Origin of the sequence: Kitasatospora sp. NPDC051853 (assembly GCF_044452665.1) — a bacterium.
Lineage (GTDB): Bacteria > Actinomycetota > Actinomycetes > Streptomycetales > Streptomycetaceae > Kitasatospora.
This window is the reverse complement of the sequence record NZ_JBITBY010000002.1, coordinates 219,410-242,378: the sequence shown is the minus strand read 5'-3', so window position 1 is coordinate 242,378 and position 22,969 is coordinate 219,410. Positions and strand designations below refer to the sequence as shown.

20 protein-coding genes are annotated in these 22,969 nt (G+C 74.2%); 13 read left to right on the top strand and 7 right to left on the bottom strand.

The window, feature by feature from the left end; genetic code table 11:
• The first annotated feature begins 133 nt into the window (after positions 1 to 133).
• Positions 134 to 925 carry a hypothetical protein gene (locus ACIA8O_RS05855; protein ID WP_396292305.1) on the top strand — a complete coding sequence of 264 codons (792 nt, stop codon included), beginning with the start codon at positions 134 to 136 and terminating at the stop codon, positions 923 to 925.
• Positions 926 to 940: 15 nt separating this feature from the next.
• On the opposite strand, the gene ACIA8O_RS05850 is transcribed toward ACIA8O_RS05855, so the two are convergent.
• Positions 941 to 1,195, bottom strand: coding sequence for a DUF2630 family protein (locus ACIA8O_RS05850; RefSeq protein WP_396292304.1), 255 nt, complete (start codon positions 1,193 to 1,195; stop codon positions 941 to 943).
• A gap of 141 nt (positions 1,196 to 1,336) precedes the next feature.
• Here ACIA8O_RS05850 and ACIA8O_RS05845 point away from each other — a divergent pair, with 141 nt between their 5' ends.
• Positions 1,337 to 1,693 (top strand): tetratricopeptide repeat protein, encoded by a 357-nt coding sequence (locus tag ACIA8O_RS05845; RefSeq protein ID WP_396292303.1) that lies wholly within the window; start codon positions 1,337 to 1,339, stop codon positions 1,691 to 1,693.
• Positions 1,694 to 1,753: 60 nt separating this feature from the next.
• Here the strand turns inward: ACIA8O_RS05845 and ACIA8O_RS05840 are convergent, their stop codons facing one another.
• Positions 1,754 to 3,136, bottom strand: a complete 1,383-nt coding sequence (locus ACIA8O_RS05840) for a phytoene desaturase family protein (RefSeq protein WP_396292302.1) — start codon at positions 3,134 to 3,136, stop codon at positions 1,754 to 1,756.
• Positions 3,137 to 3,223: 87 nt separating this feature from the next.
• Here ACIA8O_RS05840 and ACIA8O_RS05835 point away from each other — a divergent pair, with 87 nt between their 5' ends.
• Positions 3,224 to 4,096 carry a sigma-70 family RNA polymerase sigma factor gene (locus ACIA8O_RS05835; protein ID WP_396292301.1) on the top strand — a complete coding sequence of 291 codons (873 nt, stop codon included), beginning with the start codon at positions 3,224 to 3,226 and terminating at the stop codon, positions 4,094 to 4,096.
• Positions 4,097 to 4,103: 7 nt separating this feature from the next.
• Here ACIA8O_RS05835 and ACIA8O_RS05830 read toward each other — a convergent pair whose 3' ends face one another.
• On the bottom strand, positions 4,104 to 4,739 hold the full coding sequence (locus ACIA8O_RS05830; protein ID WP_396292300.1) for a DUF4126 domain-containing protein: 636 nt from the start codon (positions 4,737 to 4,739) through the stop codon (positions 4,104 to 4,106).
• 503 nt (positions 4,740 to 5,242) lie between these two features.
• Here ACIA8O_RS05830 and ACIA8O_RS05825 point away from each other — a divergent pair.
• From ACIA8O_RS05825 to ACIA8O_RS05815, 3 genes are all read left to right on the top strand, one after another.
• Positions 5,243 to 5,782 carry an SAV_6107 family HEPN domain-containing protein gene (locus tag ACIA8O_RS05825; RefSeq protein ID WP_396292299.1) on the top strand — a complete coding sequence of 180 codons (540 nt, stop codon included), beginning with the start codon at positions 5,243 to 5,245 and terminating at the stop codon, positions 5,780 to 5,782.
• A gap of 173 nt (positions 5,783 to 5,955) precedes the next feature.
• Positions 5,956 to 6,708: a methyltransferase domain-containing protein gene (locus ACIA8O_RS05820; RefSeq protein ID WP_396292298.1), complete on the top strand. Its 753-nt coding sequence runs from the start codon at positions 5,956 to 5,958 to the stop codon at positions 6,706 to 6,708.
• Between the two features lie 297 nt (positions 6,709 to 7,005).
• Complete coding sequence (locus tag ACIA8O_RS05815) at positions 7,006 to 7,389, top strand: DUF3040 domain-containing protein (protein WP_396292297.1); 384 nt, start codon at positions 7,006 to 7,008, stop codon at positions 7,387 to 7,389.
• A gap of 73 nt (positions 7,390 to 7,462) precedes the next feature.
• On the opposite strand, the gene ACIA8O_RS05810 is transcribed toward ACIA8O_RS05815, so the two are convergent.
• The 4 genes from ACIA8O_RS05810 to ACIA8O_RS05795 form a co-directional block, all read right to left on the bottom strand.
• Positions 7,463 to 9,874: a transglutaminaseTgpA domain-containing protein gene (locus ACIA8O_RS05810; RefSeq protein ID WP_396292296.1), complete on the bottom strand. Its 2,412-nt coding sequence runs from the start codon at positions 9,872 to 9,874 to the stop codon at positions 7,463 to 7,465.
• An 88-nt stretch (positions 9,875 to 9,962) separates the two neighbouring features.
• Positions 9,963 to 11,282, bottom strand: coding sequence for a DUF58 domain-containing protein (locus ACIA8O_RS05805; RefSeq protein WP_396292295.1), 1,320 nt, complete (start codon positions 11,280 to 11,282; stop codon positions 9,963 to 9,965).
• Position 11,283: 1 nt separating this feature from the next.
• Entirely contained in the window at positions 11,284 to 12,276 is a 993-nt protein-coding gene (locus ACIA8O_RS05800; RefSeq protein WP_396292294.1) for an AAA family ATPase, read from the bottom strand.
• 222 nt (positions 12,277 to 12,498) lie between these two features.
• Positions 12,499 to 13,038, bottom strand: coding sequence for a beta-class carbonic anhydrase (locus ACIA8O_RS05795; protein WP_396292293.1), 540 nt, complete (start codon positions 13,036 to 13,038; stop codon positions 12,499 to 12,501).
• A gap of 675 nt (positions 13,039 to 13,713) precedes the next feature.
• On the opposite strand from ACIA8O_RS05795, the gene rsmH reads away from it, so the two are divergent.
• From rsmH to murD, 7 genes are all read left to right on the top strand, one after another.
• Positions 13,714 to 14,682 (top strand): 16S rRNA (cytosine(1402)-N(4))-methyltransferase RsmH, encoded by a 969-nt coding sequence (gene rsmH, locus ACIA8O_RS05790; protein WP_396292292.1) that lies wholly within the window; start codon positions 13,714 to 13,716, stop codon positions 14,680 to 14,682.
• 123 nt (positions 14,683 to 14,805) lie between these two features.
• Positions 14,806 to 15,306: a septum formation initiator family protein gene (locus ACIA8O_RS05785; protein WP_396292291.1), complete on the top strand. Its 501-nt coding sequence runs from the start codon at positions 14,806 to 14,808 to the stop codon at positions 15,304 to 15,306.
• A complete protein-coding gene (locus tag ACIA8O_RS05780; protein ID WP_396292290.1) occupies positions 15,303 to 17,441 on the top strand; it encodes a peptidoglycan D,D-transpeptidase FtsI family protein in 2,139 nt (712 codons plus the stop codon). The genes ACIA8O_RS05785 and ACIA8O_RS05780 overlap by 4 nt, the downstream gene beginning before the upstream one ends.
• A gap of 62 nt (positions 17,442 to 17,503) precedes the next feature.
• Positions 17,504 to 19,057 (top strand): UDP-N-acetylmuramoyl-L-alanyl-D-glutamate--2,6-diaminopimelate ligase, encoded by a 1,554-nt coding sequence (locus ACIA8O_RS05775; RefSeq protein ID WP_396292289.1) that lies wholly within the window; start codon positions 17,504 to 17,506, stop codon positions 19,055 to 19,057.
• Positions 19,054 to 20,454 (top strand): UDP-N-acetylmuramoyl-tripeptide--D-alanyl-D-alanine ligase, encoded by a 1,401-nt coding sequence (murF, locus tag ACIA8O_RS05770; protein WP_396292288.1) that lies wholly within the window; start codon positions 19,054 to 19,056, stop codon positions 20,452 to 20,454. The genes ACIA8O_RS05775 and murF overlap by 4 nt, the downstream gene beginning before the upstream one ends.
• The gene (gene mraY / locus ACIA8O_RS05765) at positions 20,451 to 21,512 is read left to right on the top strand and encodes a phospho-N-acetylmuramoyl-pentapeptide-transferase (protein ID WP_396292287.1); all 1,062 of its coding nucleotides are present in this window, start codon (positions 20,451 to 20,453) and stop codon (positions 21,510 to 21,512) included. Before murF ends, mraY begins: the two co-directional genes overlap by 4 nt.
• Positions 21,509 to 22,939 (top strand): UDP-N-acetylmuramoyl-L-alanine--D-glutamate ligase, encoded by a 1,431-nt coding sequence (murD, locus tag ACIA8O_RS05760; RefSeq protein WP_396292286.1) that lies wholly within the window; start codon positions 21,509 to 21,511, stop codon positions 22,937 to 22,939. Before mraY ends, murD begins: the two co-directional genes overlap by 4 nt.
• Positions 22,940 to 22,969: the final 30 nt, after the last annotated feature.

The following is a 22,969-nucleotide window of genomic DNA, read 5'->3' as shown; positions in this document are numbered from 1 at the left end:
GGACGGCGCAGGTCCCGGTCGAGTGCCGTTGCGCCGGTAGGCGGTCCGCAGGGTCGTCCGGGGGCGGGGCGAGCCTGTACAGTCGCCGGGACGCGGGGGCGGTGGCTGGGCCGGTGACTTGGAGGAACGCGGTATGGGCGTCGGGTACCTCGTGCTGTACGCCGCGCTCGCGGTGGTCGCGCTCTGGCTGGTGGCCGAGCTGCTGCTGCAGAGCCGTTCCCCGTTGCACTGGCGCGCCCTCGCCCTGGGCGGCTTCCTGCTGGTCGCCGTCGGGATGTTCCTCTCCTCCGTCCCGGTGATCGGCGCCGGTGCGGCCGGCTTCGCGGCGGGCCAGGTGATGGTCACCCTCTCGGTGAAGCGCGGCTACACCGCGGGCTGGTCGCTGCGGAAGGCCGACGGCGAACTGCCCGGCGCCCTCGCCAAGGTCCCGCTGCTGAGTGCGGCCACCGGCGGAGAGGACCCGGCCGCCGAGGCCGCCGCCGTGGCGCGGGTCGGTGAGGTCGGCCCGGTCGAGGCGCCCTCGGTGCAGGAGCCCGCCGCCGCGGGGTACGAGTTCGAGCAGGTGGCCTTCGAGCCGGCGGCGGCCTCCTTCGAGCCCGCCGCCTTCGACACCACCGCGTACGAGCCGGTCGTCTACCAGCCGGAGCCGCTCACCGAGGACAGCGTCTACGCCGGTGCGTACTACCAGCCGCAGCCCGAGCCGCAGTACTACGCCACCACCGACCAGTACGGCTACCAGCAGCAGCCGGTGCAGGGCTACGAGCAGCAGTACCAGCAGCAGTACCAGGACCCGTACGCCCAGACCGGCCACTACGAGCAGGGCTGGCAGCAGCAGGACTGGCAGCAGCAGCCGGTGATCCCGCAGCAGCCCGGCCCGGCCGGCCAGGACCAGCAGCAGAACTGGAACTACCAGCAGCAGTCCTGACGCGCCGTCAGCGGCTCAGGACTGGTAGCCCTCGACCTCGGCGGCCGGCCGCAGCTTGGCCCCGCCCGGGTCCTCGCCGAACTCCGCCCGGGCCCGGCGCTGCCGCAGCAGGTCCCAACACTGGTCCAGCTTGACCTCCAGGGCGGCCAGTTCGGCCCGGGCCTCCTCCTGGTCCGCGGCGCCGGACGCGATCCGCGCGCGGAGCCGCTTCTCGGCCTCCACCATCGCGCCGATGGAACCGAGGATCTCGGCGTTCTCCTTGCCGCTCATGGGTCTCTCCTGTGAACGAGTGGGTACCGGACCCGCTCCATCCTGCCCCACCGGGCCGCGCCCACAAGCCGGGAACACCCGGACGGCGGCGCTGGTTGGAGGGGGCAGAACGAGGGCCTGAACGAGGAAGGAGCCCCCGCAGTGAGCTACCAGGAGTACCAGCGCGCCAACCTGTTCTTCGACTCGAAGGACTACAGCGGCGCGGCCGACATCCTCGCCCCGATCGTCGAGGCGGACCCGGCCAACCGCGCGGCCGTCGAGCTGCTCGGCCGCGCCTACTTCCACAGTGCCCAACTGGGCCGCGCCGAGGGCGCGTTCCGCCGTCTGGTCGAGCTGGACCCGGCGAACGGCTGGGCCTACGAGGCGCTCGGCCGCACCCTGCATCGGCAGGGCCGTCCGGAGGAGGCGGCCGGGTTCCGGCGCCTCGCCGAGGCGATGGGGACGGACCAGGACGCGAGCGCCGTGTACGAGGTCCGGGCCGCGAACCTGGCCGACTAGCCGGTCGGTGCGCCGTCAGGTGGCCCGTCGCACTCCGTGGGGTGCGGCGGGCCAGGGCTGTCAGGCCGGGCCGACCAGCCCGGCCACGATCGAGGCCGACATCCCGGTGCGGGCCAGCCCGCCGCCGGGGTGGGAGGCGGAGCCGATCCGGTGGAGGTTGGGGTACCCGGTGGCGTTCGGCGGGCTGAGGAAGGCACCGCCCGTCCCGGCCAGCGAGGGCAGTGGCTGCGCCGCGGACGGCGCCGGGACGTGCAGGTGCAGCAGCCGTTCGCGGAGGTCGAGGCCGGCTGCGGCGAGGTGCTCCAGCAGGTGCTCGGGGTAGTCCGCGGGGACGGCCGTGCCGGGCGGCACCGTGACGGTGAGGGTGACGGCCTCGTGGCCCCCGGGGGCGCCGTCGCCCGGGCGGTGCACCTGGACGGTGGGGAAGCGCGGGTACTCGTCCCGGTCGAACAGCGAGGTCAGCTCGGCGGCGGTGTCCCGGGCGTGCACCACGGTGCGGACCACGGTGTCCGACGGGCGCTCGCCGCGCAGCGCCAGCAGCACCGACAGCCGGGCCCGCCCGAGCCGGGCGCCGGTGCGGTCGGCCGAGGTGAGCACCACGTCGGCCTCGAAGCGGCGGCCGCCGGCGGTGGCCACCCCGGTCACCCGGCCGTCCTCGTGCAGCACCTCGGTGACCTCGGTGCCGAACTGGAACTCCACCTTGCGCTGCTCGCACCGCCGGTACACCGCGGTGGCCAGCTCCCGCATCCCGCCGCCCACCGACCAGACCCCGAAGGACTGCTCCATGTACGCCAGCACCGCGGCCCCCGCCGGGGCGGTGCGCGGGTCCAGGCCGTACCGGAGCGCGTACTCATACAGCAGCGCCGTCGGCCCGGCCCCGCCGCCGAGCTCCTCGGCGGCGACGGCGGCCAGGGTGTGCGGGCGCTCGCGGCGCAGCCGGGCCAGGCCGCGGCGGGGCGGGGCGGGGTAGGGGTCGGTGTGCAGCGGAGTGGGGTCGGCGGGGAGCGGCTCCTCCAGCAGCGGGCGGCGGGTGGCCTCCCAGACGGTGCGGGCGCGGTTGATGACCTCGCCCCAGCGGGCGCCGGTGCCGGGGCCGAAGGCGGCGTCGAGGGCCTCGGCGACCCGGCCGCGGGAGGCGTTCGAGAGCACCAGCCCGGTGCCGTCGGGGAACAGGTGCCGGCTCTCCGGGTCGACCGGGGCCAGCCGGACCAGCTGCTCCAGCGGCTCCCGGCCGCTCTTCAGCGCGAGGTCGCGGTAGACGGCGGGCAGCGCGAGCAGGGTCGGCCCGGTGTCGAAGGAGAAGCCCTCGTGCTCGTACCGGCCGAGCTCCCCGCCGTACGTCGGCCCGGCCTCGCAGACCGTCACCCGATGCCCCAGCGTGCCCAGCCGCGCCGCCGCGGCCAGTCCGCTCATCCCCGCGCCGACGATCACGATCCGTGCCATGCGGACGATCCTAGACAGGACGGTCGGCCCGCTCCCAGCGGCGCCCTGGCCTGACGTCCCGTCAGGCCGCCGCCTAGGGTGGGCCGGGTGGACGAGGAGATCGTGCTGGCGGAGCGGTTCGAGGCCGAGCGGCCCGCGCTCCGGGCGGTGGCGTACCGGATGCTGGGCTCGCTGGCCGAGGCGGAGGACGCGGTGCAGGAGGCGTGGCTCCGGCTGAGCCGCGCGGAGGTGGGCGAGGTGCGCAACCTCGCGGCCTGGCTGACCACGGTGGTCGGCCGGGTCTGCCTGGACCAGCTGCGCTCCCGCCGGGCCCGGCCGGAGGACGCCACCGACTTCCGGCTGCCGGACCCGGTGGTCTCCGCCCTGGACCACGCCGACCCGGAGGGGGAGGCGCTGCTCGCCGACTCGGTCGGCCTGGCCATGCTGGTGGTGCTGGACACCCTGCCGCCCGCCGAGCGGGTGGCCTTCGTGCTGCACGACATGTTCCAGGTGCCGTTCGACACCGTCGCGCTGATCGTGGACCGCGAGCCGGCCGCCGCCCGTCAGCTGGCCAGCCGGGCGCGCCGCCGGGTGCGGGGCGCGACCCCGCCCCAGGAACCGGACCGGGGGCTGCAGCGGGTGGTGGTGGAGGCCTTCCGCAACGCCGCCCGGGACGGGGACTTCGACGCGCTGCTGGAGGTGCTCGACCCCGAGGTGCTGCTCCGGGTGGACTCCGGCCCCGGCGTCTCCCAGCTGCTGCGGGGCGCCCGGCTGGTGGCCGCGCAGGCGGCGCGGTTCGCCGGGCTGGCCCCGTTCGGGCGGCTGGTGCTGGTCAACGGCAGCGTCGGCAGCCTGGTGGAGCCCGACGGCCGCCCCTACTCCCTGATGGCCTTCACCGTCCGGGACGGCCGGATCACCGAGATCGCCATCCTCGCCGACCGCGAGCGGCTGGCCCGGCTGGACCTGCCGCCCGCGGCCTGAGGCTCCGTCAGTACGGCATCCGGCTCGCGCCGCCGCCCTGCCCCGCAGGGGCGGGGGCGCCGCGACCGGCCTTCTTCTCCCGCCTGCGCGCCAGGAAGCGGCGGATCCGGGAGACCGCGAACCAGACCAGCAGCGCGCCGACCAGCAGCAGCACGGCGGCGGCCGAGGCGGCCAGCCACGGGTGGAAGATCGCCAGGGTGACCAGGCCGGCCACCGAGAGGTCCTCCAGGATGCTGGCCACGATGTTGCTGGCGGGCTCCGGCGAGGTGTTGATCGCCATCCGCAGCGAGGCCTTGATGCCGTGGCTGATCAGCGCCGTGGTGCCGCCCACCGCCCCGGCCGCCACCTCGCCCAGCGAGCCCGGGTCCTGACTGGCCAGCAGGGCGCCGATGGTGGCGCCCGCGATCGGGCGGATCACGGTGTGCACCGCGTCCCAGACCGAGTCCACGTACGGGATCTTGTCGGCCACCGCCTCGCAGAGGAACAGCACGGTGGCCGCGACCAGTACGTCCGTGCGCTCCAGCGCGGGCGGCACCGACTCGGCCCCGCCGAACCTGCCCAGCAGGCCGAGCAGCAACACCACCGCGTAGGCGTTGATGCCGCTGGCCCAACCGCTGGTGAATACCAACGGGATGACGCTCATCCGCTCCCCCTCGTGATCACTCCAGGCGCTCTCAGGACGCCACCGTACCGGTGCCGGTTCCCCCGGGGCCGAGCCTGAGTACGGATACTCAGCCGCGCACTTGAGTACACCGACGGATACCCGTCCCACCTGCGGGAACGGCAGAGTGGGGGCATCCCGGAGCGACGGACCGTCAGGTCACCTCCGGGCAGCGGCCCGACGTCCACGGACTGTGGGGGACCGATGGGCAACCACTCGGGCCGCGACAGGGCCGGGTGCGGCCGCGGACCGCCGACACGGGGCGGCGGAACGCGGTGAACGGGGGGACACCCCCTCCACCGGGCCCGGGGGGACCCACCGGGGGCCTACGGGGGACCACGGGGGGACGCGTCCGGACACCCCGCACCGACGGGTGCGGGGTGTCCGTGCGTCAGCGCCCACTACCAGATTGTCAGTACCGCCGTCCACCATGGAGACAGTACGGGCCGACCGGCCCGCACACCCGCCGTGGACCGGGGGAGAGTATGACCATCAGTCAGCCCGAGACCGCCCCACTGCTGCCCGCGCCCTCAGGACCGCCGCCCGTTCCGGCCGGCCGCCTCAGGGGTGCCGACATCCACCCGGTGCCGCGCCGCGCGGCCGCCCCGCCGGCCGCGCTCGACCTGCTCCGGCACGCCGAGCTGACTCTGCTCCAGGCCCGTCAGTACGAGGACCCGCTCCAGCGCTACTCCACCGCCCACCTCGCCGCGCTGCGCACCACCGCCGCGGTGCTCGCCGTCCGGGGGCGCCCGGAGAAACGGAGCAGGCGGCGCCAGGCGATCCGCAGCGCCTGGGACGTGCTGCCCGAGGTGGCCCCCGAGCTGGCCGAGTGGGCCGCGTACTTCGCCGCCGGTGCGCGGCGCCGCGCGGCCGCCGAGGCGGGGATCCCGAACGCGGCGTCGGCCCGCGACGCGGACGACCTGATCAGGAACACGGCCCTCTACCTCCGCCTGGTCCAGCGCCTGCTGGACCTCCACCCGGACCAACCGCTCCCGCTGGGGGACAGGACGGGGGAGACGGAGTAGGGGGCCGCTCGCTCCCGCCGAGGGCGGGGAGGAGACGGGGCACCGGCGGTGCGGGGCGCGCCGCAGGGCCCGGGTGACGGGTCGTCAGGCCTGGTGCGGCGGGTGTGGCTCCCGGGGCGTCTAAGGTGGTGGCGTCCAGCGTCCCGCTTCGCCCTAGCCGAGGAGCCTCCGCCTTGTACCCGACCCGTCCCCGCAGTGCCCTGCGTACCGCCGTGGTGTGGGAGGTGGTACGAGCCGCCCTGGAGACCCGGGCGGCCGAGCTGGGCAAGCCCGTGCTGGAGGTGCTCGACACCGGCGGCGGCACGGGCAACTTCGCCGTGCCCGTGGCCAGGCTGGGCCACCGGGTGACGGTGGTGGACCCGAGCCCGGACGCGCTGTTCGCGCTGGAGCGGCGGGCCGCCGAGGCCGGCGTGACCGAGCTGGTCCGGGCCGTCCAGGGCGACACCCAGACGCTGCCCGAGGTGGTCACCCCCGGTTCGGTGGACGCGGTGCTCTGCCACGGCGTGCTGGAGGTCGTGGACGACCCGGCCGAGGCGCTGAAGAACCTGACCGCCACCCTGGCCGACGGCGGCCTGGTCAGCCTGCTGGCCGCCAACCGGAACGGCGCCGTGCTGGCCCGTGCCCTGGCCGGCCACTTCGACGACGCCCGCGCGGTGCTCGACGCCCCGGACGGCCGCTGGGGTGCCCAGGACCCGATGCCCCGCCGCTTCACCGGCGAGGAGCTGAACGGGCTGGCCACCGCGGCCGGGCTGCGGGTCTCCTCGGTGCACGGCGTCCGGGTCTTCTCCGACCTGGTGCCGGGCGTCCTGGTGGACACCGAGCCGGGTGCGGTGGAGGCGCTGCTCAAGCTGGAGCAGGCCGCCGCCGAGCAGCCCGCGTTCCACGCCGTGGCCACCCAGCTCCACCTGCTGGCCGCGCTCGCCTGACCGGGTCTTCGCCCGTCGTTTCCCGCCCCGAAACCCGGTTCGCCGCGAGGTCGTCGGGACGATTCCGCCGCTTCGGGCACTTGTCGGTGTTCCACCGCGTTGGGTGGCTGGGGACGGGGAACGTGACGTGGCCCGAGCCACGTACTCCTGACCGTCCCGAACCGGCCGCCCGGACCGTATGATCTGGGTAAAGCCGGAAAGCATGACGGCCTGGCCCGTGGGGCATATGGTCCACACAACGACCCGAGCCAGGGGTGGCGGACCGGTCGCCCCGCGACCGACGAGTAGGAGGACTCCGTGCCGCTCTCGGAGCACGAGCAGCGACTGCTCGAGCAGATGGAGCGAGCGCTGTACGCCGAAGATCCCAAATTCGCGTCAGCGCTTGAGGGAACCGGGCTGCGCACCTACACCCGTCGGCGGGTCTACCTGGCCGCCGCAGGGTTCGTGGTGGGCATCGCCCTCCTGATGGGGGGCCTCGTCGCCAACGTGATCGTGGTGGGCGTGGTCGGTTTCGTGGTGATGCTGGGCTGCGCGGTCTTCGCCGTGAAGGGCTGGAAGCGTGGTCCGGCCGGGCCGGGAGCGGGAGCCAAGGCTTCCACGCCTCCCCGCCGGAAGGCCGGTGTGATGGACCGGATGGAGCAGCGCTGGCAACGCCGTCGGGACGAGCACGACGGTATGTGACCGGCACCGAGACCTGGGTTCGCGCGAGGGCGGGCAGTCGATCCGACTGCCCGCCCTCGTCGTGTCCGCTCCGTCAGTCCTGCTCGCCCCGCCCGCGCAGGCCCGGCAGCCGGCGCAGTGCCCCGGTCAGCCGGTCCCGGCGGGAGCGGACGGCCTCGCCGACCGCCGCCGCCCGGTCGCCGATCCGCCGGCGCAGCCGCGCCGAGGAGGGCGGCAGCAGCACGGCCCTGGTCCGGCCGCGGCGGCCGGCCGAGGCCCGCAGGCCCTCGGCGGCGGTCCGCACGTCCGGGCCGAGCGGCAGCCCGGCGCCGGCGTCGCGGGCGTAGAGCACCCGCTCGGTGGCCAGCGCCACCCGGCCGGCGGCGGCCGTGGCGGTGTCGTCCAGCTGCCCGGCCTCGGCGATCCGGCGGACGGTGGTGCGCGGGGTGCGCGAGTCGTCCGGCGGGATGCCGAGGTCCCAGGCGGTGTCGATCAGCTCCTCCCAGGCGGCCAGCACCTGCTGGTCCGTCAACTCGCCGCCGCCGTCGCCACCCGGGGCACGCCGGCCGGTGCCGAGCCGTCGGCGCCGCTGGCGGATCCGCCAGAGCATCGGGGTGGCCAGCAGGGCCAGCACCAGCAGCGTGACCAGGGCCGCGACCAGCACCGGCCACTCCAGCCACCAGGGCCGCTCCTCGACGCTGACGGGGGTGACCGCCTGCTCGTCGGCGCAGCCGTCCTGGCGCTGCTGCTGCGCGGTGCAGCTGCTGCTGGAGCTGGGCGCCGCCGAGGGCGCGGTGCTCGGGGCGGTGGTCGCCTCGGTCGGCTGGGCGCTGGGCACCGGGGCGGCCTTCTCCGCGGTGTACTCGGGGGCGCTGCCGCGGCTCGGGGTCGGCTCGAAGCGCAGCCAGCCCGAGCCGGGGAAGTACAGCTCCGGCCAGGCGTGGTAGTCCTGGCTGCGCACCAGGAAGCTGCCCTTGCCCAGGTCCGTGCCGGGGGCGAAGCCGATCGCCACCCGGGCCGGGATGCCCAGCGAGCGGGCCATCGCGGCCATGGTGGCCGCGTAGTGCACGCAGAAGCCGGTCTTCTCGCGCAGGAAGCGCTCGATGGCCTCGTTCCCGGTGGCCGCGGCGACCTCCAGGCTGTAGCGGAACTCGGGGCCGTTGAACCAGGCCTGCAGTGCCACCGCCTGGTCGTAGGGGTTGTTCTTGCCGGCCACCACCTTGCGGGCGGTCTGGCCGACCACCGCCGGGAGGGAGTCCGGCAGGGTGGTGAAGCGGCGGGCGACGTCGTTCGGGACGGGACCGGCCTTGCGGAGCTGCTCCGGGGTCGGGCGGACGTCCTTGCTGACCACGGAGTACGAGATGCCGTCGGTCTTCTGCCCGCCGTCGCCGACCACCGAGCGGGTGCTGGGCTCGTACTTCCAGTCGCCCCGTACGGTGACGGTGTCGGCCGGGTAGGGCATCGGCAGCCACTCGGTGGAGAGGTTCCGGGAGATCTTGACCTCGGTGCGGAAGGGCTCGGCCTGGACGTCCGGGCCGAGGCCCAGCGGTCCCGGCAGCGGGTTCTCGATCGCCTGGAGGCGCTGCTCGGAGAACTTCCAGGAGACGCCGTCGAAGTTGTCCAGCGCGCCGATCCGCATGTAGAGGTCGGTGACGTTGGTGTCGGTGCGGAAGGTGAACAGCTCGGTGTTGTCCCGGCGGGTCAGGTTGGCCGTCAGGGCCACCACCGGGTTGAGCGAGGTGACCTGCCGGCCAGCGCCGTTGCCGAGCCCGGCACCGCTGCCGCTGCCGCCGTCGAAGAGGCCGAGGCCGGTCTGGGGGACCACCAGCGGGATCACCACCGCGCAGGCCAGCGCGAGCAGGCCGACCCGGTGGCCGCTGTGCGAGATGGTGCCGCTGCCGTCCTGCGAGGTGCCGTGGAAGACCCGGCCCCAGCGGGAGAGCCGGTCCTGGCCCTCGGCGAAGAGCAGCAGCAGGTAGCCGGAGGCCGAGAGCAGGAACCACAGCCAGGCGTTGTCGGCCCCGTTCAGGCCGGTGCCGACGGAGTACAGCGCGAGCAGCGGGAGCCCGGCCAGCGCGGCCCGGCGGAAGGTCACCGCGAGGGCATCCACCAGCACCGCGATCAGCGCCACCGCGCCGACCAGGATCAGCTGCACGCCCTCGGTCGCCGGGGCCGGGGCGGTGTACTCCTGGACGGTCTTCTGGCCCTCGGCCAGCAGGCTGCCGACCGCGTCCAGCGCGCGCGGGCCGGGCAGCAGCACGTAGTCCATCGCACGCTGCACGAACAGCAGCATCAACAGGTAGAGCACGGCCAGCAGTTGGAGCGGCACCTGGAGCGCGCGGGAGAACGCGAGCCGGCGCAGCCCGGCGCCGGCCCCGCCGGCCGCCGCGGTCACCAGCACGGCCCGCAGGACCCAGTTGCCCGGCTCCACCAGCGGGGTCAGACAGAGCGTCACCAGCACGGTGGCCAGCGCCGAGTAGAGCGTGAGCTTGGCCCGGGTGGTCATCCGGCGGCCTCCCCGCTTCGGTCGGTACGGACGGCCGGGCGCCGGGCGCCTGCGGCCGGGAGGGAACGGGGGGCGCGCGCGGCGGCGGTCATGACCCCGTCCCGTTGCGGTAGGGGACGGCGGTGGCGCGCTCGGCGTGCCGCCACAGGGTGGCGGCCGAGTCGCCGGCCTTGGCCGGGAGCACCGTCCAGCCCGCCTCGCGCAGGCGGGTCACCTGGTCGGCGGCGTCCTGGTCGGGGGTGTCCGGCGCCAGGTGGCGCAGGCCGGCCCAGGTCCCGGTGTCCAGCAGGAAGGCGACCGCTCCGGCCGCCCGCCGCCGCAGCCGCCCGAGCCGGGCCACCTGCTCCTCGTCCAGCGAGCCGAGCACCGCGACCAGCACGCCGTCGCCGCCGTTGCGCAGCACCTGCTCGGCCCGGGCCAGGGTGCCGCCGTCGGAGAGCTCGACCACGGCGAGGGAGTCCAGCAGCAGGCCGGCCGCCTCCGCCACGGTGGCGATCGCCCCGGCCTCCGGGCCGGGCACGGCCAGCCCGGTGTCGGTCAGCAGCCGGGTCTGGTAGCCGCGCTCCAGCAGGTGCACGCCGACCGAGGCGGCGCAGCTGACGGCCCATTCGAAGGAGGAGGCCGGGCCGGAGCCCCGGTGCGCCACCTCCCGGGTGTCCAGCAGCACGGTGGCCTTGGCCCGCAGCGGCTGCTCCTCCCGGCGGACCATCAGCTCGCCGTAGCGGGCGGTGGACTTCCAGTGCACCCGGCGCAGGTCGTCGCCGTGCCGGTACTCGCGCGGGATCACGTCGTCGTCCCCGGCCAGCGCCAGGGTGTGGGTGTTGGACTCGCCGTGGCCGGTGGACTCCCCGGGCAGCTTCACCGTCGGCAGGGTCACCACCTGGGGCACCACGGTCAGCACGTCCGAGGCGGCGAACGAACGGTTCAGCTCGCACATCCCGAACGGGTCGGCCACCCGCAGCTGCAGCGGCCCCAGCGGGTAGCGCCCGCGCAGGTCGGAGCGGACCCGGTAGGAGACCTCGCGGAAGCCGCGCGGCTCCACCCGGTCCAGCACGAAGCGCGGCCGCGGCCCCAGCACGTACGGGACCTGGTCCTCCAGCAGCAGCAGGCCGGTGGGCACCCGGGAGACGTTGTCCAGCCGCAGGTGCACCCGGGCCTCCTGGCCGGCCGCCACCCGGTACGGGCTGAGCCGCCGCCCGCCGGCCACCCGGTAGCGGGTGCGCAGCAGCAGGACGGCGGCGGCCAGCGGCAGGGCGGCCAGCAGGACGGAGACCTGGAGCAGGGTGTCCTGGCCGAAGACGTAGGCGCAGATCGCGGCGGTGATCCCGGCGGCCAGGAAGGACCGCCCCCGGGTGGTCAGGCCGCGCAGGCCGGTGCGCAGTCCGGTCGGACTGTCCGCCTTGGCCACCTCAGGCCCGGCCCTGCGGACGCGGGATGGGCAGGCTCGCGACCAGGTCGGCGACGATCTGCTCGGTGGAGCGGCGGCTCAACTGGGTCTCCGCGGTGGGCAGCAGACGGTGCGCCAGCACCGGCACGGCCAGCGCCTGGACGTCGTCCGGCAGCACGTAGTCGCGGCCGTCCAGCGCGGCGGCGGCGCGGGCCGCCCGGATCAGGTGCAGGGTCGCACGGGGCGAGGCGCCCAGGCGCAGCTCCTGGTGGTAGCGGGTGGCGCCGACCAGCTCGACCGCGTAGCGGCGGACCGGCTCGGAGACGTGCACCGAGCGGACCACCTCGATCAGCTTGAGGATGTCGTGCGCGTGCGCGACCGGGGTCAGGTGGTCCAGCGGGCTGGCGCCGCCGTGCACGTCCAGCATCGCGAACTCGGCCTCGGCGCTGGGGTAGCCGATCGAGACGCGGGCCATGAAGCGGTCGCGCTGCGCCTCGGGGAGGGGGTAGGTGCCCTCCATCTCCACCGGGTTCTGGGTGGCGATCACCATGAACGGGCTGGGCAGCTCGTAGCTGGTGCCGTCGATGGTGACCTGGCGCTCCTCCATCGACTCCAGCAGCGCGGACTGGGTCTTCGGCGAGGCGCGGTTGATCTCGTCGCCGACCACGATCTGCGCGAAGATCGCGCCCGGGCGGAACTCGAAGTCCATCCGCTGCTGGTCGAAGACGTTGGTGCCGGTCACGTCGGAGGGCAGCAGGTCCGGGGTGAACTGGATGCGGCGGACGGTGCAGTCCACCGAGCGGGCCAGCGCCTTGGCCAGCATGGTCTTGCCGACGCCGGGCACGTCCTCCAGCAGCAGGTGGCCCTCGGCCAGCAGCACGGTGAGGGCGATCCGGACGGCCTCGGGCTTGCCCTCGATGACGCTCTCCACCGAGGCCCGGACCCGTTCGACCACTGCGCCGAGCTCGTGCAGTCCTGAACCGCCCGTGCCGGTCTGTCCGTTGAAGGTCGTCACTCGATTGCTCCCATGCCCCGAAAATGCAAGCTGGCCGGTCGGCCTGAAGGCGCATTCTTCCCTGTCAGGGGGCGGGACGTCACCCGAGTGGGGGAGTGTCCGTTTTGCGCGCTCACGTGCAACTGGCCGCCGCCGCGCGATCCGGCCGGAGGGAGTCTTCCGATTCGCGCAGTTCCTCGCGCCCCCGGGGTGACGACTTCGTCGTCCCGGGGGCGCCCGAGGTCAGTGGATTTCGCGGAGGAGGCCGGTGTGGACGTCGAAGACGAAGCCGCGGACGTCGTCGCGGTGGGGGATGAAGGGGGAGGTGCGGACCCGCTGCATGGACTGGCGGACGTCGCCGTCCAGGTCGACGAAGGACTCGACGGCCCAGGTGGGGCGCTGGCCGACCTCGAGCTCCAGGTCGCGGCGGAAGTCCTCGGTGAGGCCGAGCAGGCCGCAGCCGGTGTGGTGGATCAGGACGATCGAGCGGGTGCCCAGGGCGCGCTGGCTGATCGTCAGGGAGCGGATGGTGTCGTCGGTGACGACGCCGCCGGCGTTGCGGATCAGGTGGGCGTCGCCGAGTTCGAGGCCGAGGGCGGCGAACAGGTCGAGGCGGGCGTCCATGCAGGCGACCACGGTGACGTTCTGCACCGGGCGGGCGTCCATCCCGCCGTCCCGGAAGGTCTTGGCGTACTCGCGGTTCGCGGCGACGAACCGGTCGGTGATGGACGGGGTGGAGTCGGCAGCGGCGGTCGGCACGGGCCGGTCGGGGGTCACTGTCATGCGGATGACGGTAGTGGCCTTTCGGCCGTCGTGGTGGGGCCCCGGAGGTGAACGGGTGGGGTGTGACGGAGGGCATAGCTGCTGAGCGGTACGGGGTGTCCGGTTCGTGCCGGTCCGTCCGGCGCGCGGTGGGGGCCGCGCGCGGTACCGCCGTGTGGGGGAGGGTGGCGGCCGCCCCTGCTCCGACCTGCGGGAATCCATGCCGCCGCCCGGGTGGCGCGCGGCCGGGGACGATTGACTCGGCAGGTGGGGACGGTAGAGTTCCGGCCAGTGGAGCCCCCTCCTGACGGTACGTCAACTGCCGTCCGGGGGCGGGCCGGTACGCAGTCCGAGGCCTCCACCCGCTCCGTGTCCACCTGGCGCACCTTCCCCGGCGCCGGGCGGCCGCTCCTTCCCCGGACGAGCGGGCGGGGACCCCGGACTGCGTCCCGCAGCCGCCCTCCCGGCGGGGCCCCGCCACGGGTCGGAAGTGGTGATGCCGGGGGCGCGGGGAACTGCGCGAGGGGGTACGGCAGCACCTGCAACTGGCTGACGGCGGTTCAGTTGCCGGTGAGCCGCCTCCCGAAGCGCGCAGTTCCCCGCGCCCCCGGCATCACCACTTTCGCCGGCCGCCCTGCCGTGTCGCCGGACCCCGGGTGGGCGGCGGTGGGGGCGGGATGGACCAGAATGGTCGTCATGAGCACCGACAGTCCGGCCCCCAAGCACGTCCCGGTGATGCTGCAGCGCTGCGTAGACGCGCTGGCCCCGGCGATCTCCGCCCCCGGTTCCGTGGTGGTGGACGCCACGCTCGGCCTCGGCGGCCACAGCGAGGCGCTGCTGACGCAGTTCCCCGAGGTGCGGCTGGTGGCGGTGGACCGCGATCCGGCGGCGCTGAAGCTGTCGGGGGAGCGGCTGGCCCGGTTCGGCGAGCGGGCGACGCTGGTGCACGCGGTGTACGACGAGATCCCCGAGGTGCTGGACCGCCTGGGCATCCCGGAGGCGAACGGCATCCTGTTCGACCTCGGCGTCTCCTCGATGCAGCTGGACGAGGCGGACCGTGGTTTCGCCTACGCCCAGGACGCCCCGCTGGACATGCGGATGGACCAGACCCGCGGCCTGAGCGCGGCCGAGGTGCTGAACACCTACACCCACGGTCAGCTGGCCCGGATCCTGAAGGTCTACGGCGAGGAGCGGTTCGCCGGGAAGATCGCCTCGGTGATCCTGCGCGAGCGCGAGAAGGAACCGTTCACCAACTCGGCGCGTCTGGTCGAGTTGGTGCGCAACGCCATCCCGGCCGCCACCCGCCGCACCGGCGGCAACCCGGCCAAGCGGACCTTCCAGGCGCTGCGGATCGAGGTCAACGGCGAGCTGGAGGTGCTGGACCGGGCCATCCCGGGTGCGCTGGACGTGCTCGCGCTCGGCGGCCGGATCGCCGTGATGTCCTACCAGTCGCTGGAGGACCGCCTGGTGAAGCAGTACTTCGCCCAGGGGGCCACCAACACCGCCCCGCCGGGGCTGCCGGTCATCCCGGAGGAGCACCAGCCCTGGCTGAAGCTGCTCACCCGCGGTGCCGAGCTGGCCACGGAGGAGGAGATCGAGGAGAACCGGCGTGCCGCGCCCGTGCGGCTGCGCGTGGCGGAGAGGATCAGGGAGACCCGCGGCTAGAACGGACGCCGGACGGGGGGACGTGAGCGGCGAGGGAGAAGAGCGGTGCCGGTGGCCGGTGGAGGCCTGACGGGTGGTCGGACGCGGCGGGAGCGCGGGTCGGTCCCCGGGCAGGGGGGCGGGGTGCGGATCTCGGTGCGCCCGGCCCGGCGGCAGGTGCGGGGGCGCACGCCCTTCGCGGTGCTGGTGGTGGCGCTGCTCTCGGGCGGTCTGCTCGGGCTGCTGATGCTGAACACCGCGCTCAACGAGGGCTCCTTCGAGCAGAGCCGGCTGGAGCGGCAGACCACCGAGCTGACGGACCGCCAGCAGACGCTCCAGCAGGACATCGACCAGCACTCCGCGCCGGACGCGCTGGAGCGCCGGGCCCGCGAGCTGGGCATGGTGCCCGGCGGCGACCTGGCGTTCCTGAAGGAGGACGGCTCGGTCAACGGCAAGCCGGAGAAGGCCGAGGACGCCCCGCCGGTGAAGCGCACCGACCAGGAGCTGTGGAACCGCACCGGCGCCTCGGCCGCCCCGTCCCCGGCCGCGTCGCCGCCCGCCGACACCGGAGTGCAGATCAACCCGGCCCCGCCGCTCGGCACCCCGCCGGCCGCCGCCCCGTCCGCCGGAGGTACCGCGCGATGAGCACCCCCCGTCAGCCCGGCCGAGGCTCGGGCGGCAGCGGCAGCGGCAGTGGTGGCGGCAAGCCCCGGCCCCGCCCGGCCGGAGCGGCCCGCCCGCAGCCGGCCCGCCGCCCCGCCGCCGGTGCGTCGCGGTCCGCCGGTGCGTCAGGAGCCGCCCGGTCGGCGGGTGGAGAGCGCCCCCGCACCCCCCGCCCGCGCGGTGGCGAGCCGCCGCGCCGTCAGCCGCCGCGCCGCCCGGCCCCGCCGCAGCCGCGGCTGATCAAGCTGGGCGACCCGAAGAAGCGGCTGCGGCTGGTCGGGGTGGCGATGGTGGCGGTCTTCTCGGTCTTCGCCGGGCGGCTGGTCCAGCTCCAGCTGCTGGACTCGGACGAGCTGGCCGCCGCGGCCCAGGCCAACAAGTACGTGCAGGCCAAGCTCTCGGCCGACCGCGGCTCGATAACGTCCTCCGACGGCGTGGCGCTGGCCACCACGGTGGACGCGTACGACGTCACCGGCGACCCCTCGCTCTACCCGGCCGAGAAGTCGCTGGTGCCGGACGCCCCGGAGCAGGCCGCCGCGCTGCTGGCGCCGATCCTGAACCGGAGCAAGGAGCAGCTGGCCGCCCTGCTGCGCACCCCGAAGACCCAGTGGGTGATGCTGGCGCCCCGTCAGAGCCCGGAGACCAAGAAGCAGATCACCGACCTCAAGTCGACCCTGGCCAAGCAGGCCGACACCGTCGCCTGCCGGGCCCAGCGCAAGCTGGTCGGCAAGCCCGCCGAGCAGGGCGGCCGGACGTCGGTGGACGCCGCCTGCGCCAACCCGCTGGCCGGGATCACCTTCCAGGACTCCAAGCGCCGGGTCTACCCGGCCGGGGGCCTGGCCGCCAACCTGCTCGGCTACGTGAACGCGGACGGCATCGGCACCGGCGGCCTGGAGCTCCAGTACCAGGGCGACCTGGCCGGCAAGGACGGCCACAGCACCTACGCCCAGGTGAACGGGCGGATGGTGCCGACGGCCGGCGGCAGCCAGCAGTCCCCGGTGGAGGGTTCGGACCTGCGGCTGACGCTGGACCGGGACATCCAGTGGGCGGCCCAGCGGGCCATCACCGACCAGGTGGCCAACGCCGGGGCGGAGAAGGGCTACGTCATCGTCCAGGACGTGAAGACCGGTCAGGTGCTGGCGATGGCCGCCTCGCCGGGCTTCAACCCGAACGAGCTGGCCAAGGCCAAGGCCGACCAGCTGGGCAACGCGGCGGTCGGCGACGCCTTCGAACCGGGCTCCACCGCCAAGCTGATGACCATGGCGGCGGTGCTGGACACCGGTACGGCGGCCTGGGACACCTACGTCGAGGTGCCCAACACGCTGCAGCGCTCGGACCGGATCTTCCACGACGACATCGACCACCCGACCTGGCACCTGACCCTGGCGGGCGTGCTGGCCAAGTCCTCCAACATCGGCACCATCCTGGCCGCCGAGCGGCTCGCCCCGGACCAGGCGGGCTCCAACAAGGTGCTGCACGACTACCTGACCCGGTTCGGGATCGGGCAGTCCACCGGTCTGGGCTTCCCCGGCGAGACCAAGGGCATCCTGGCCAAGCCGGAGGCCTGGAACGGCTCGCAGCAGTACACCATCCCGTTCGGCCAGGGCCTGTCGGTGAACGCGCTCCAGGCCACCTCGGTGTTCTCCACGATCGCCAACGGCGGGGTGCGGGTGACGCCGAACCTGCTGGCCGGGACCACCGGGGCGGACGGGCGGTACGTGGCCGCACCGCCCGGCAAGGAGACCCGGGTGGTCAAGCCGGAGACCGCGAAGACCCTGACCGAGATGCTGGAGTCGGTGGTCTCGGACGAGCAGGGCACCGGCACCAAGGCGGCCGTCGAGGGCTACCGGGTGGCCGGGAAGACCGGCACGGCCAACCGGGTGGACCCGAAGACCGGCAAGTACAACGGCTACACCGCCTCCTTCATCGGCTTCGCGCCGGCCGACGCCCCGCGCGTCACCGTCTCCTGCGTGATCCAGGACCCGAAGAACGGCCACTTCGGCGGCCAGCTCTGCGGGCCGGTGTTCAAGCAGGTGATGGAGTTCACCCTGAAGACCCTGCGCGTCGCGCCCAGCGGCAGCCAGGCCCCGAACCTCCCCGTCGAGCGGAAGCCCTGATGAGCAAGAGCGCAGAGACCCGGTTTGGCTCTACGGGGGTTGTGGCGGATAGCCTTCCGGCCGTGCCGAAACCCGATCAAATCTCCGCGAGCCCGCCCCGACCCACCTCCGTGGCGGCCCTGCCGCTGGCCGAGGCGGCCCGACTGCTGGGGGTGCCGGCCGTCGAGGGCGCGGCGGTCACCGGCGTCACCCACGACTCACGGGCGGTCCGGCCCGGGGACGTCTACGTGGCCTTCCCGGGCGCCAACCACCACGGGGCCCGGTTCGCCGCCCAGGCGGTCGGCCAGGGCGCGGTCGCGGTGCTGACGGACCGTGAGGGCGCCGAGCAGGCGGCCGGCTGCGGGGCGCCGCTGCTGGTGGTGGAGAGCCCGCGGGCCCGGATGGGCGAGCTGGCCGCCGCCGTGTACGGCCGCCCCAGCGAGGGCCTGCGGATGATCGGCCTGACCGGTACCAACGGCAAGACCACCACCGCCTACCTGGTGGAGGGCGGGCTCAAGGCGGCCGGCCTGAACCCGGGCGTGATCGGCACGGTCGAGATGCGGGTCGGCAGCGAGCGGATCAAGAGCGAGCGCACCACCCCCGAGTCCACCGACCTGCACGCGATCCTCGCGGTGATGGGCGAGCGGGGCGCCGAGGCCGTGGTGATGGAGGTCTCCAGCCACGCGCTCAGCTACGGCCGGGTGGACGGCGTGGTCTACGACGTCGCGCTGTTCAACAACCTGACGCCGGAACACCTGGACTTCCACCCGGACATGGAGGACTACTACCGGGCCAAGGCCAAGCTGTTCCAGGCCGACAAGGCCCGCCTCGGGGTGGCCAACCACGACGACGCGTACGGCCGGCGGATCGCCGCCGAGGCGCCGATCCCGGTCACCACCTTCTCCGCCAAGGGCGACCCGGAGGCCGACTGGCGCGCGCTGGACGTCCAGCTGGGCCCGCTCGGCTCCACCTTCACCGTGGCCGGTCCCGACGGTGCGTCGGCCGAGGCCTCGGTGCCGCTGCCGGGCCCGTTCAACGTCTCCAACGCGCTCGGCGCGATCACCGCGCTGGTGACCGCCGGGGTGCCGCTGGCCGACGCGGTGGCCGGCGTGGCCGGCGTGGCCGGCGTGCCCGGGCGGCTGGAGCGGGTGGACGCCGGGCAGCCGTTCGTCGCGGTGGTGGACTACGCGCACAAGCCGGACGCCCTGCAGGCCGTCCTGGAGTCGCTGCGCGAGGTCACCAAGGGCCGCCTGCACGTGGTGGTCGGCTGCGGCGGCGACCGCGACCCGTTCAAGCGCGGGCCGATGGGCGCGATCGCCGCCCGGCTCGCCGACACGGCGGTGCTCACCAGCGACAACCCGCGCTCCGAGGACGCCCTGGCGATCCTCGCCACCATGCTGAACGGCGCCACCGAGGTGCCGGAGGCCGAGCGGGGCGAGGTCCTGGTGGTCCCCGACCGCGCCGAGGCCATCGCCGACGCGGTGGCCCACGCCCACGCGGGCGACACCGTCCTGGTCGCGGGCAAGGGCCACGAGCTGGGCCAGTACGTCCGGGGCGAGGTCCGCCCGTTCGACGACCGCGAGGTCCTGCGCACGGCGATCGAGCACCGTGGTTCCAAGGGAGTTGAGCACCTGTGATCGCACTGACCCTCGCCGAGGTGGCCGAGGCCGTCGGCGGCACCCTGCACAACGCGGACCCGGCGGCCGTGGTCTCCTCGTCCGTGGAGCACGACTCCCGCAAGCTCACGCCGGGCAGCCTCTTCGTCGCGATCGTCGGCGAGCGGGTGGACGGCCACGACTTCGCCGGGCGGGCCGTCGCGGCCGGCGCGGTCGCGGTGCTGGCGACCCGTCAGCTGGACGTCCCGACCGTGCTGGTGGCGGACACCCAGATCGCGCTGGGCAAGCTGGCCCGGGCCGTGGTGGACCGCTCCACCGCCGCCGTGGTGGCGCTGACCGGCTCGGCCGGCAAGACCTCCACCAAGGACCTGATCGCCCAGGTGCTGGCCCGCAGGGGCGAGACCGTCTTCCCGGCCGGCTCGAACAACAACGAGATCGGCCACCCGATGACCGCGCTGCGGGTGGAGCCGGCCACCGAGTACCTGGTGGCGGAGATGGGCGCCCGGCACAAGGGCGACATCGCCTACCTGTGCGGCATCACCCCGCCCGTGATCGGCGCGGTGCTGAACATCGGCACCGCGCACCTGGGCGAGTTCGGTTCCAAGGCCGGGATCGCCGAGGCCAAGGGCGAGTTGGTGGAGGCGCTGCCCGCCGACGGCACCGCGGTGCTGAACGCCGACGACCCGCTGGTCAAGGCCATGGCGGCCCGTACGCAGGCGAAGGTCCTGTACTTCGGGGAGAGCCCGAACGCCGACGTCCGGGCCACCGGGGTTCACCTGGACGACGCCGGACGGCCACGGTTCACGCTGAGCACCCCGGCCGGTTCCGCACCCGTGAGCCTGCGCCTGTACGGTGAGCACCACGTTTCGAACGCCCTCGCCGCCGCCGCGGTGGCGGTGGCGCTCGGCATGTCCGTCGACGACACCGCCGCCGCGCTCGGCGAGGCGGAAGCGCTGTCCCGCTGGCGCATGGAGGTCGTCGAACGGGCCGACGGTGTCACCGTGGTCAACGACGCCTACAACGCGAACCCCGAGTCCATGCGGGCCGCGCTGCGGGCGCTGGCGAACATGGCTGGACGCGGCCCGGAGCGCCGCCGTACCTTCGCGGTGCTCGGTGAGATGCGGGAGCTCGGCGAGGACAGCCTCGACGAGCACGACGCCATCGGGCGGCTCGCGGTCCGACTGGACGTCACCAAGCTGGTGGCGGTCGGCGGACGGGACGCGGCCTGTATGGAACTGGGCGCGAGGAACGAAGGTTCGTGGGGTGAGGAGTCGGTGCTGGTGTCCGACGCGGACGCGGCGGTTGAGCTGCTGCGGGGTCAACTGCGGCCCGGGGACGTGGTCCTGGTGAAGGCCTCCCGTTCGGTGGGTCTGGAGCGGGTCGCCGAGGCCCTGTTGGCCGATGGAGCCGCGCAGTGAAGCAGATCCTGTTCTCCGGCCTGATCGGCCTCGTCCTCTCGCTGCTGGGCACGCCGGCCCTGATCCGGCTGCTGGCCCGGCACGGCTACGGCCAGATGATCCGGGACGACGGCCCGCAGGCCCACCTGAGCAAGCGCGGCACGCCCACCATGGGCGGCATCGCGTTCATCCTGGCCACCCTGATCGCGTACGCCGCGACCAAGGTGATAACGGGTGAGAAGCCCACCGCCTCCGGGCTGTTGGTGCTTTTCCTGACCGCCGGGCTCGGCCTGGTCGGCTTCCTGGACGACTACATCAAGGTCGTGAAGCAGCGCTCCCTCGGCCTGCGGGCCAAGGCCAAGCTGCTCGGCCAGTCGTTCGTCGGCCTGACCTTCGCCATCCTGGCGCTGCAGTTCAAGGACGACCGCGGGCTGACCCCGGCCTCCACCAGCCTGTCCTTCGTGCAGGACTTCAGCTGGTCGATCGGCCCGGTGCTGTTCGTGATCTGGGCGTACTTCATGATCGCCGCGATGTCGAACGGCGTGAACCTCACCGACGGTCTGGACGGCCTGGCCACCGGTGCCTCGGTGATGGTCTTCGGCGCCTACGTCTTCATCGGCGTCTGGCAGTACGGCCAGACCTGTGCCGTGATGGCCACCGCCACCAGCAGCTGCTACGACGTCCGCGACCCGCTGGACCTCGCCGTCATCGCCTCCGCGCTGATGGGCTCCTGCTTCGGCTTCCTGTGGTGGAACACCTCGCCCGCCAAGATCTTCATGGGCGACACCGGCTCGCTGGCCCTGGGCGGCGCGCTGGCCGGTCTGGCGATCTGCTCGCGCACCGAGATGCTGCTGGCCCTGCTGGGCGGCCTGTTCGTGATCATCACCCTGTCGGTGATCATCCAGGTCGGCTCCTTCCGGATGACCGGCAAGCGCGTCTTCAAGATGGCCCCGCTCCAGCACCACTTCGAGCTCAAGGGCTGGAGCGAGGTGCTGATCGTGGTCCGCTTCTGGATCATCCAGGGCCTCTGCGTCGCGGTCGGCCTCGGCCTCTTCTACGCGGGCTGGGTGACCGGGTGACGGACGTTCGGAACCCCGACTTCAAGGGCCTGCCGGTCGTCGTCGCGGGCCTCGGGATCTCCGGCATCTCCGCCGCCCGGGTGCTCCGTGACCTCGGCGCCGAGGTCACCGTGGTGGACGGCGGCGACGGCGCGGGCCTGCGCGAGCGGGCCGGGCAGCTCGGCGAGGGCATCGCGGTACGGCTCGGCGACGGCGCCACCCTCCCCGAGGGGACCCGACTGGTCGTCACCTCGCCCGGCTGGCCGCCGAACAGCCCGCTCTTCCTGGCCGCCGAGGCGGCCGGGGTGGAGGTCTGGGGCGACGTCGAGCTGGCCTGGCGGCTGCGCAAGCCGCTGCCGGAGACCGGCGAGCCGGCCCCCTGGCTGGCCGTCACCGGCACCAACGGCAAGACCACCACGGTGCAGATGCTCGCCTCGATCCTGACGGCGGCCGGCAAGCGCACCGCCGCGGTCGGCAACGTCGGCGTCTCGGTGCTGGACGCGGTGCTGGCCGAGGAGCCGTACGAGGTGCTCGCGGTCGAGCTCTCCAGCTACCAGCTGCACTGGGCGCCCTCGCTGCGCCCGCACTCGGCCGTGGTGCTCAACCTGGCCCCCGACCACCTGGACTGGCACGGCTCGATGGAGGCCTACGCGGCCGACAAGGGCCGGATCTACCAGGGCAACCGGGTGGCCTGCGTCTACAACCTGGCCGACCCCGCCACCCGCGCGCTGGTCGAGGAGGCCGACGTCGAGGAGGGCTGCCGGGCCGTCGGCTTCGGCCTCGGCTCGCCCGGCCCGTCGGACTTCGGCGTGGTGGACGGCCTGCTGGTGGACCGCGCCTTCGTGCCCGAGCGGCACAAGAACGCGGCCGAGATCGGCGCCGTCTCCGACGTCCACCCGCCCGCCCCGCACAACGTCACCAACGCCCTGGCGGCGGCGGCGCTGGCCCGGGCGTACGGGGTGGAGACCTCCGCCGTCCGGGACGGCCTGCGGGCCTTCCGCCCGGACGCGCACCGGATCGCCGAGGTCGCGGTGGTCGGCGGGGTCGCCTACGTGGACGACTCCAAGGCCACCAACACCCATGCGGCGGCCGCCTCGCTGGCCGCCTACGAGCCGGTGGTCTGGATCGCCGGCGGGCTGGCCAAGGGCGCCACCTTCGACGAGCTGGTGCGGGGTGCCGCGGGCCGGCTGCGGGCCGTGGTGCTGATGGGCGAGGACCGGGCGCTGATCGCCGAGGCGCTGGCCCGACACGCCCCGGATGTCCCGGTGATCGAGGCGGCAGCGGGTGAGACTGGCGCGGTGGCGATGACCGAGGTGGTCCGCGCGGCCGCCGGACTGGCCCGGGAGGGGGACACCGTCCTGCTGGCCCCGGCCTGTGCCTCGATGGACATGTTCACCAACTACGGCGAGCGCGGCGACCTCTTCGCCGAGGCGGTCCGGGCGCTGTAGACCAGGAAAGACCAAGACGGGGGAGCGGTG

What these genes read in the sequence shown, in the direction of transcription:
- ACIA8O_RS05855 (WP_396292305.1), top strand. Translation starts at nt 134, where the DNA reads ATGGGCGTCGGGTACCTCGTGCTGTACGCCGCGCTCGCGGTGGTCGCG.
- ACIA8O_RS05850 (WP_396292304.1), bottom strand. Translation starts at nt 1,195, where the DNA reads ATGAGCGGCAAGGAGAACGCCGAGATCCTCGGTTCCATCGGCGCGATG.
- ACIA8O_RS05840 (WP_396292302.1), bottom strand. Translation starts at nt 3,136, where the DNA reads ATGGCACGGATCGTGATCGTCGGCGCGGGGATGAGCGGACTGGCCGCG.
- ACIA8O_RS05830 (WP_396292300.1), bottom strand. Translation starts at nt 4,739, where the DNA reads ATGAGCGTCATCCCGTTGGTATTCACCAGCGGTTGGGCCAGCGGCATC.
- ACIA8O_RS05825 (WP_396292299.1), top strand. Translation starts at nt 5,243, where the DNA reads ATGACCATCAGTCAGCCCGAGACCGCCCCACTGCTGCCCGCGCCCTCA.
- ACIA8O_RS05810 (WP_396292296.1), bottom strand. Translation starts at nt 9,874, where the DNA reads ATGACCACCCGGGCCAAGCTCACGCTCTACTCGGCGCTGGCCACCGTG.
- ACIA8O_RS05795 (WP_396292293.1), bottom strand. Translation starts at nt 13,038, where the DNA reads ATGACAGTGACCCCCGACCGGCCCGTGCCGACCGCCGCTGCCGACTCC.
- rsmH (WP_396292292.1), top strand. Translation starts at nt 13,714, where the DNA reads ATGAGCACCGACAGTCCGGCCCCCAAGCACGTCCCGGTGATGCTGCAG.
- ACIA8O_RS05780 (WP_396292290.1), top strand. Translation starts at nt 15,303, where the DNA reads ATGAGCACCCCCCGTCAGCCCGGCCGAGGCTCGGGCGGCAGCGGCAGC.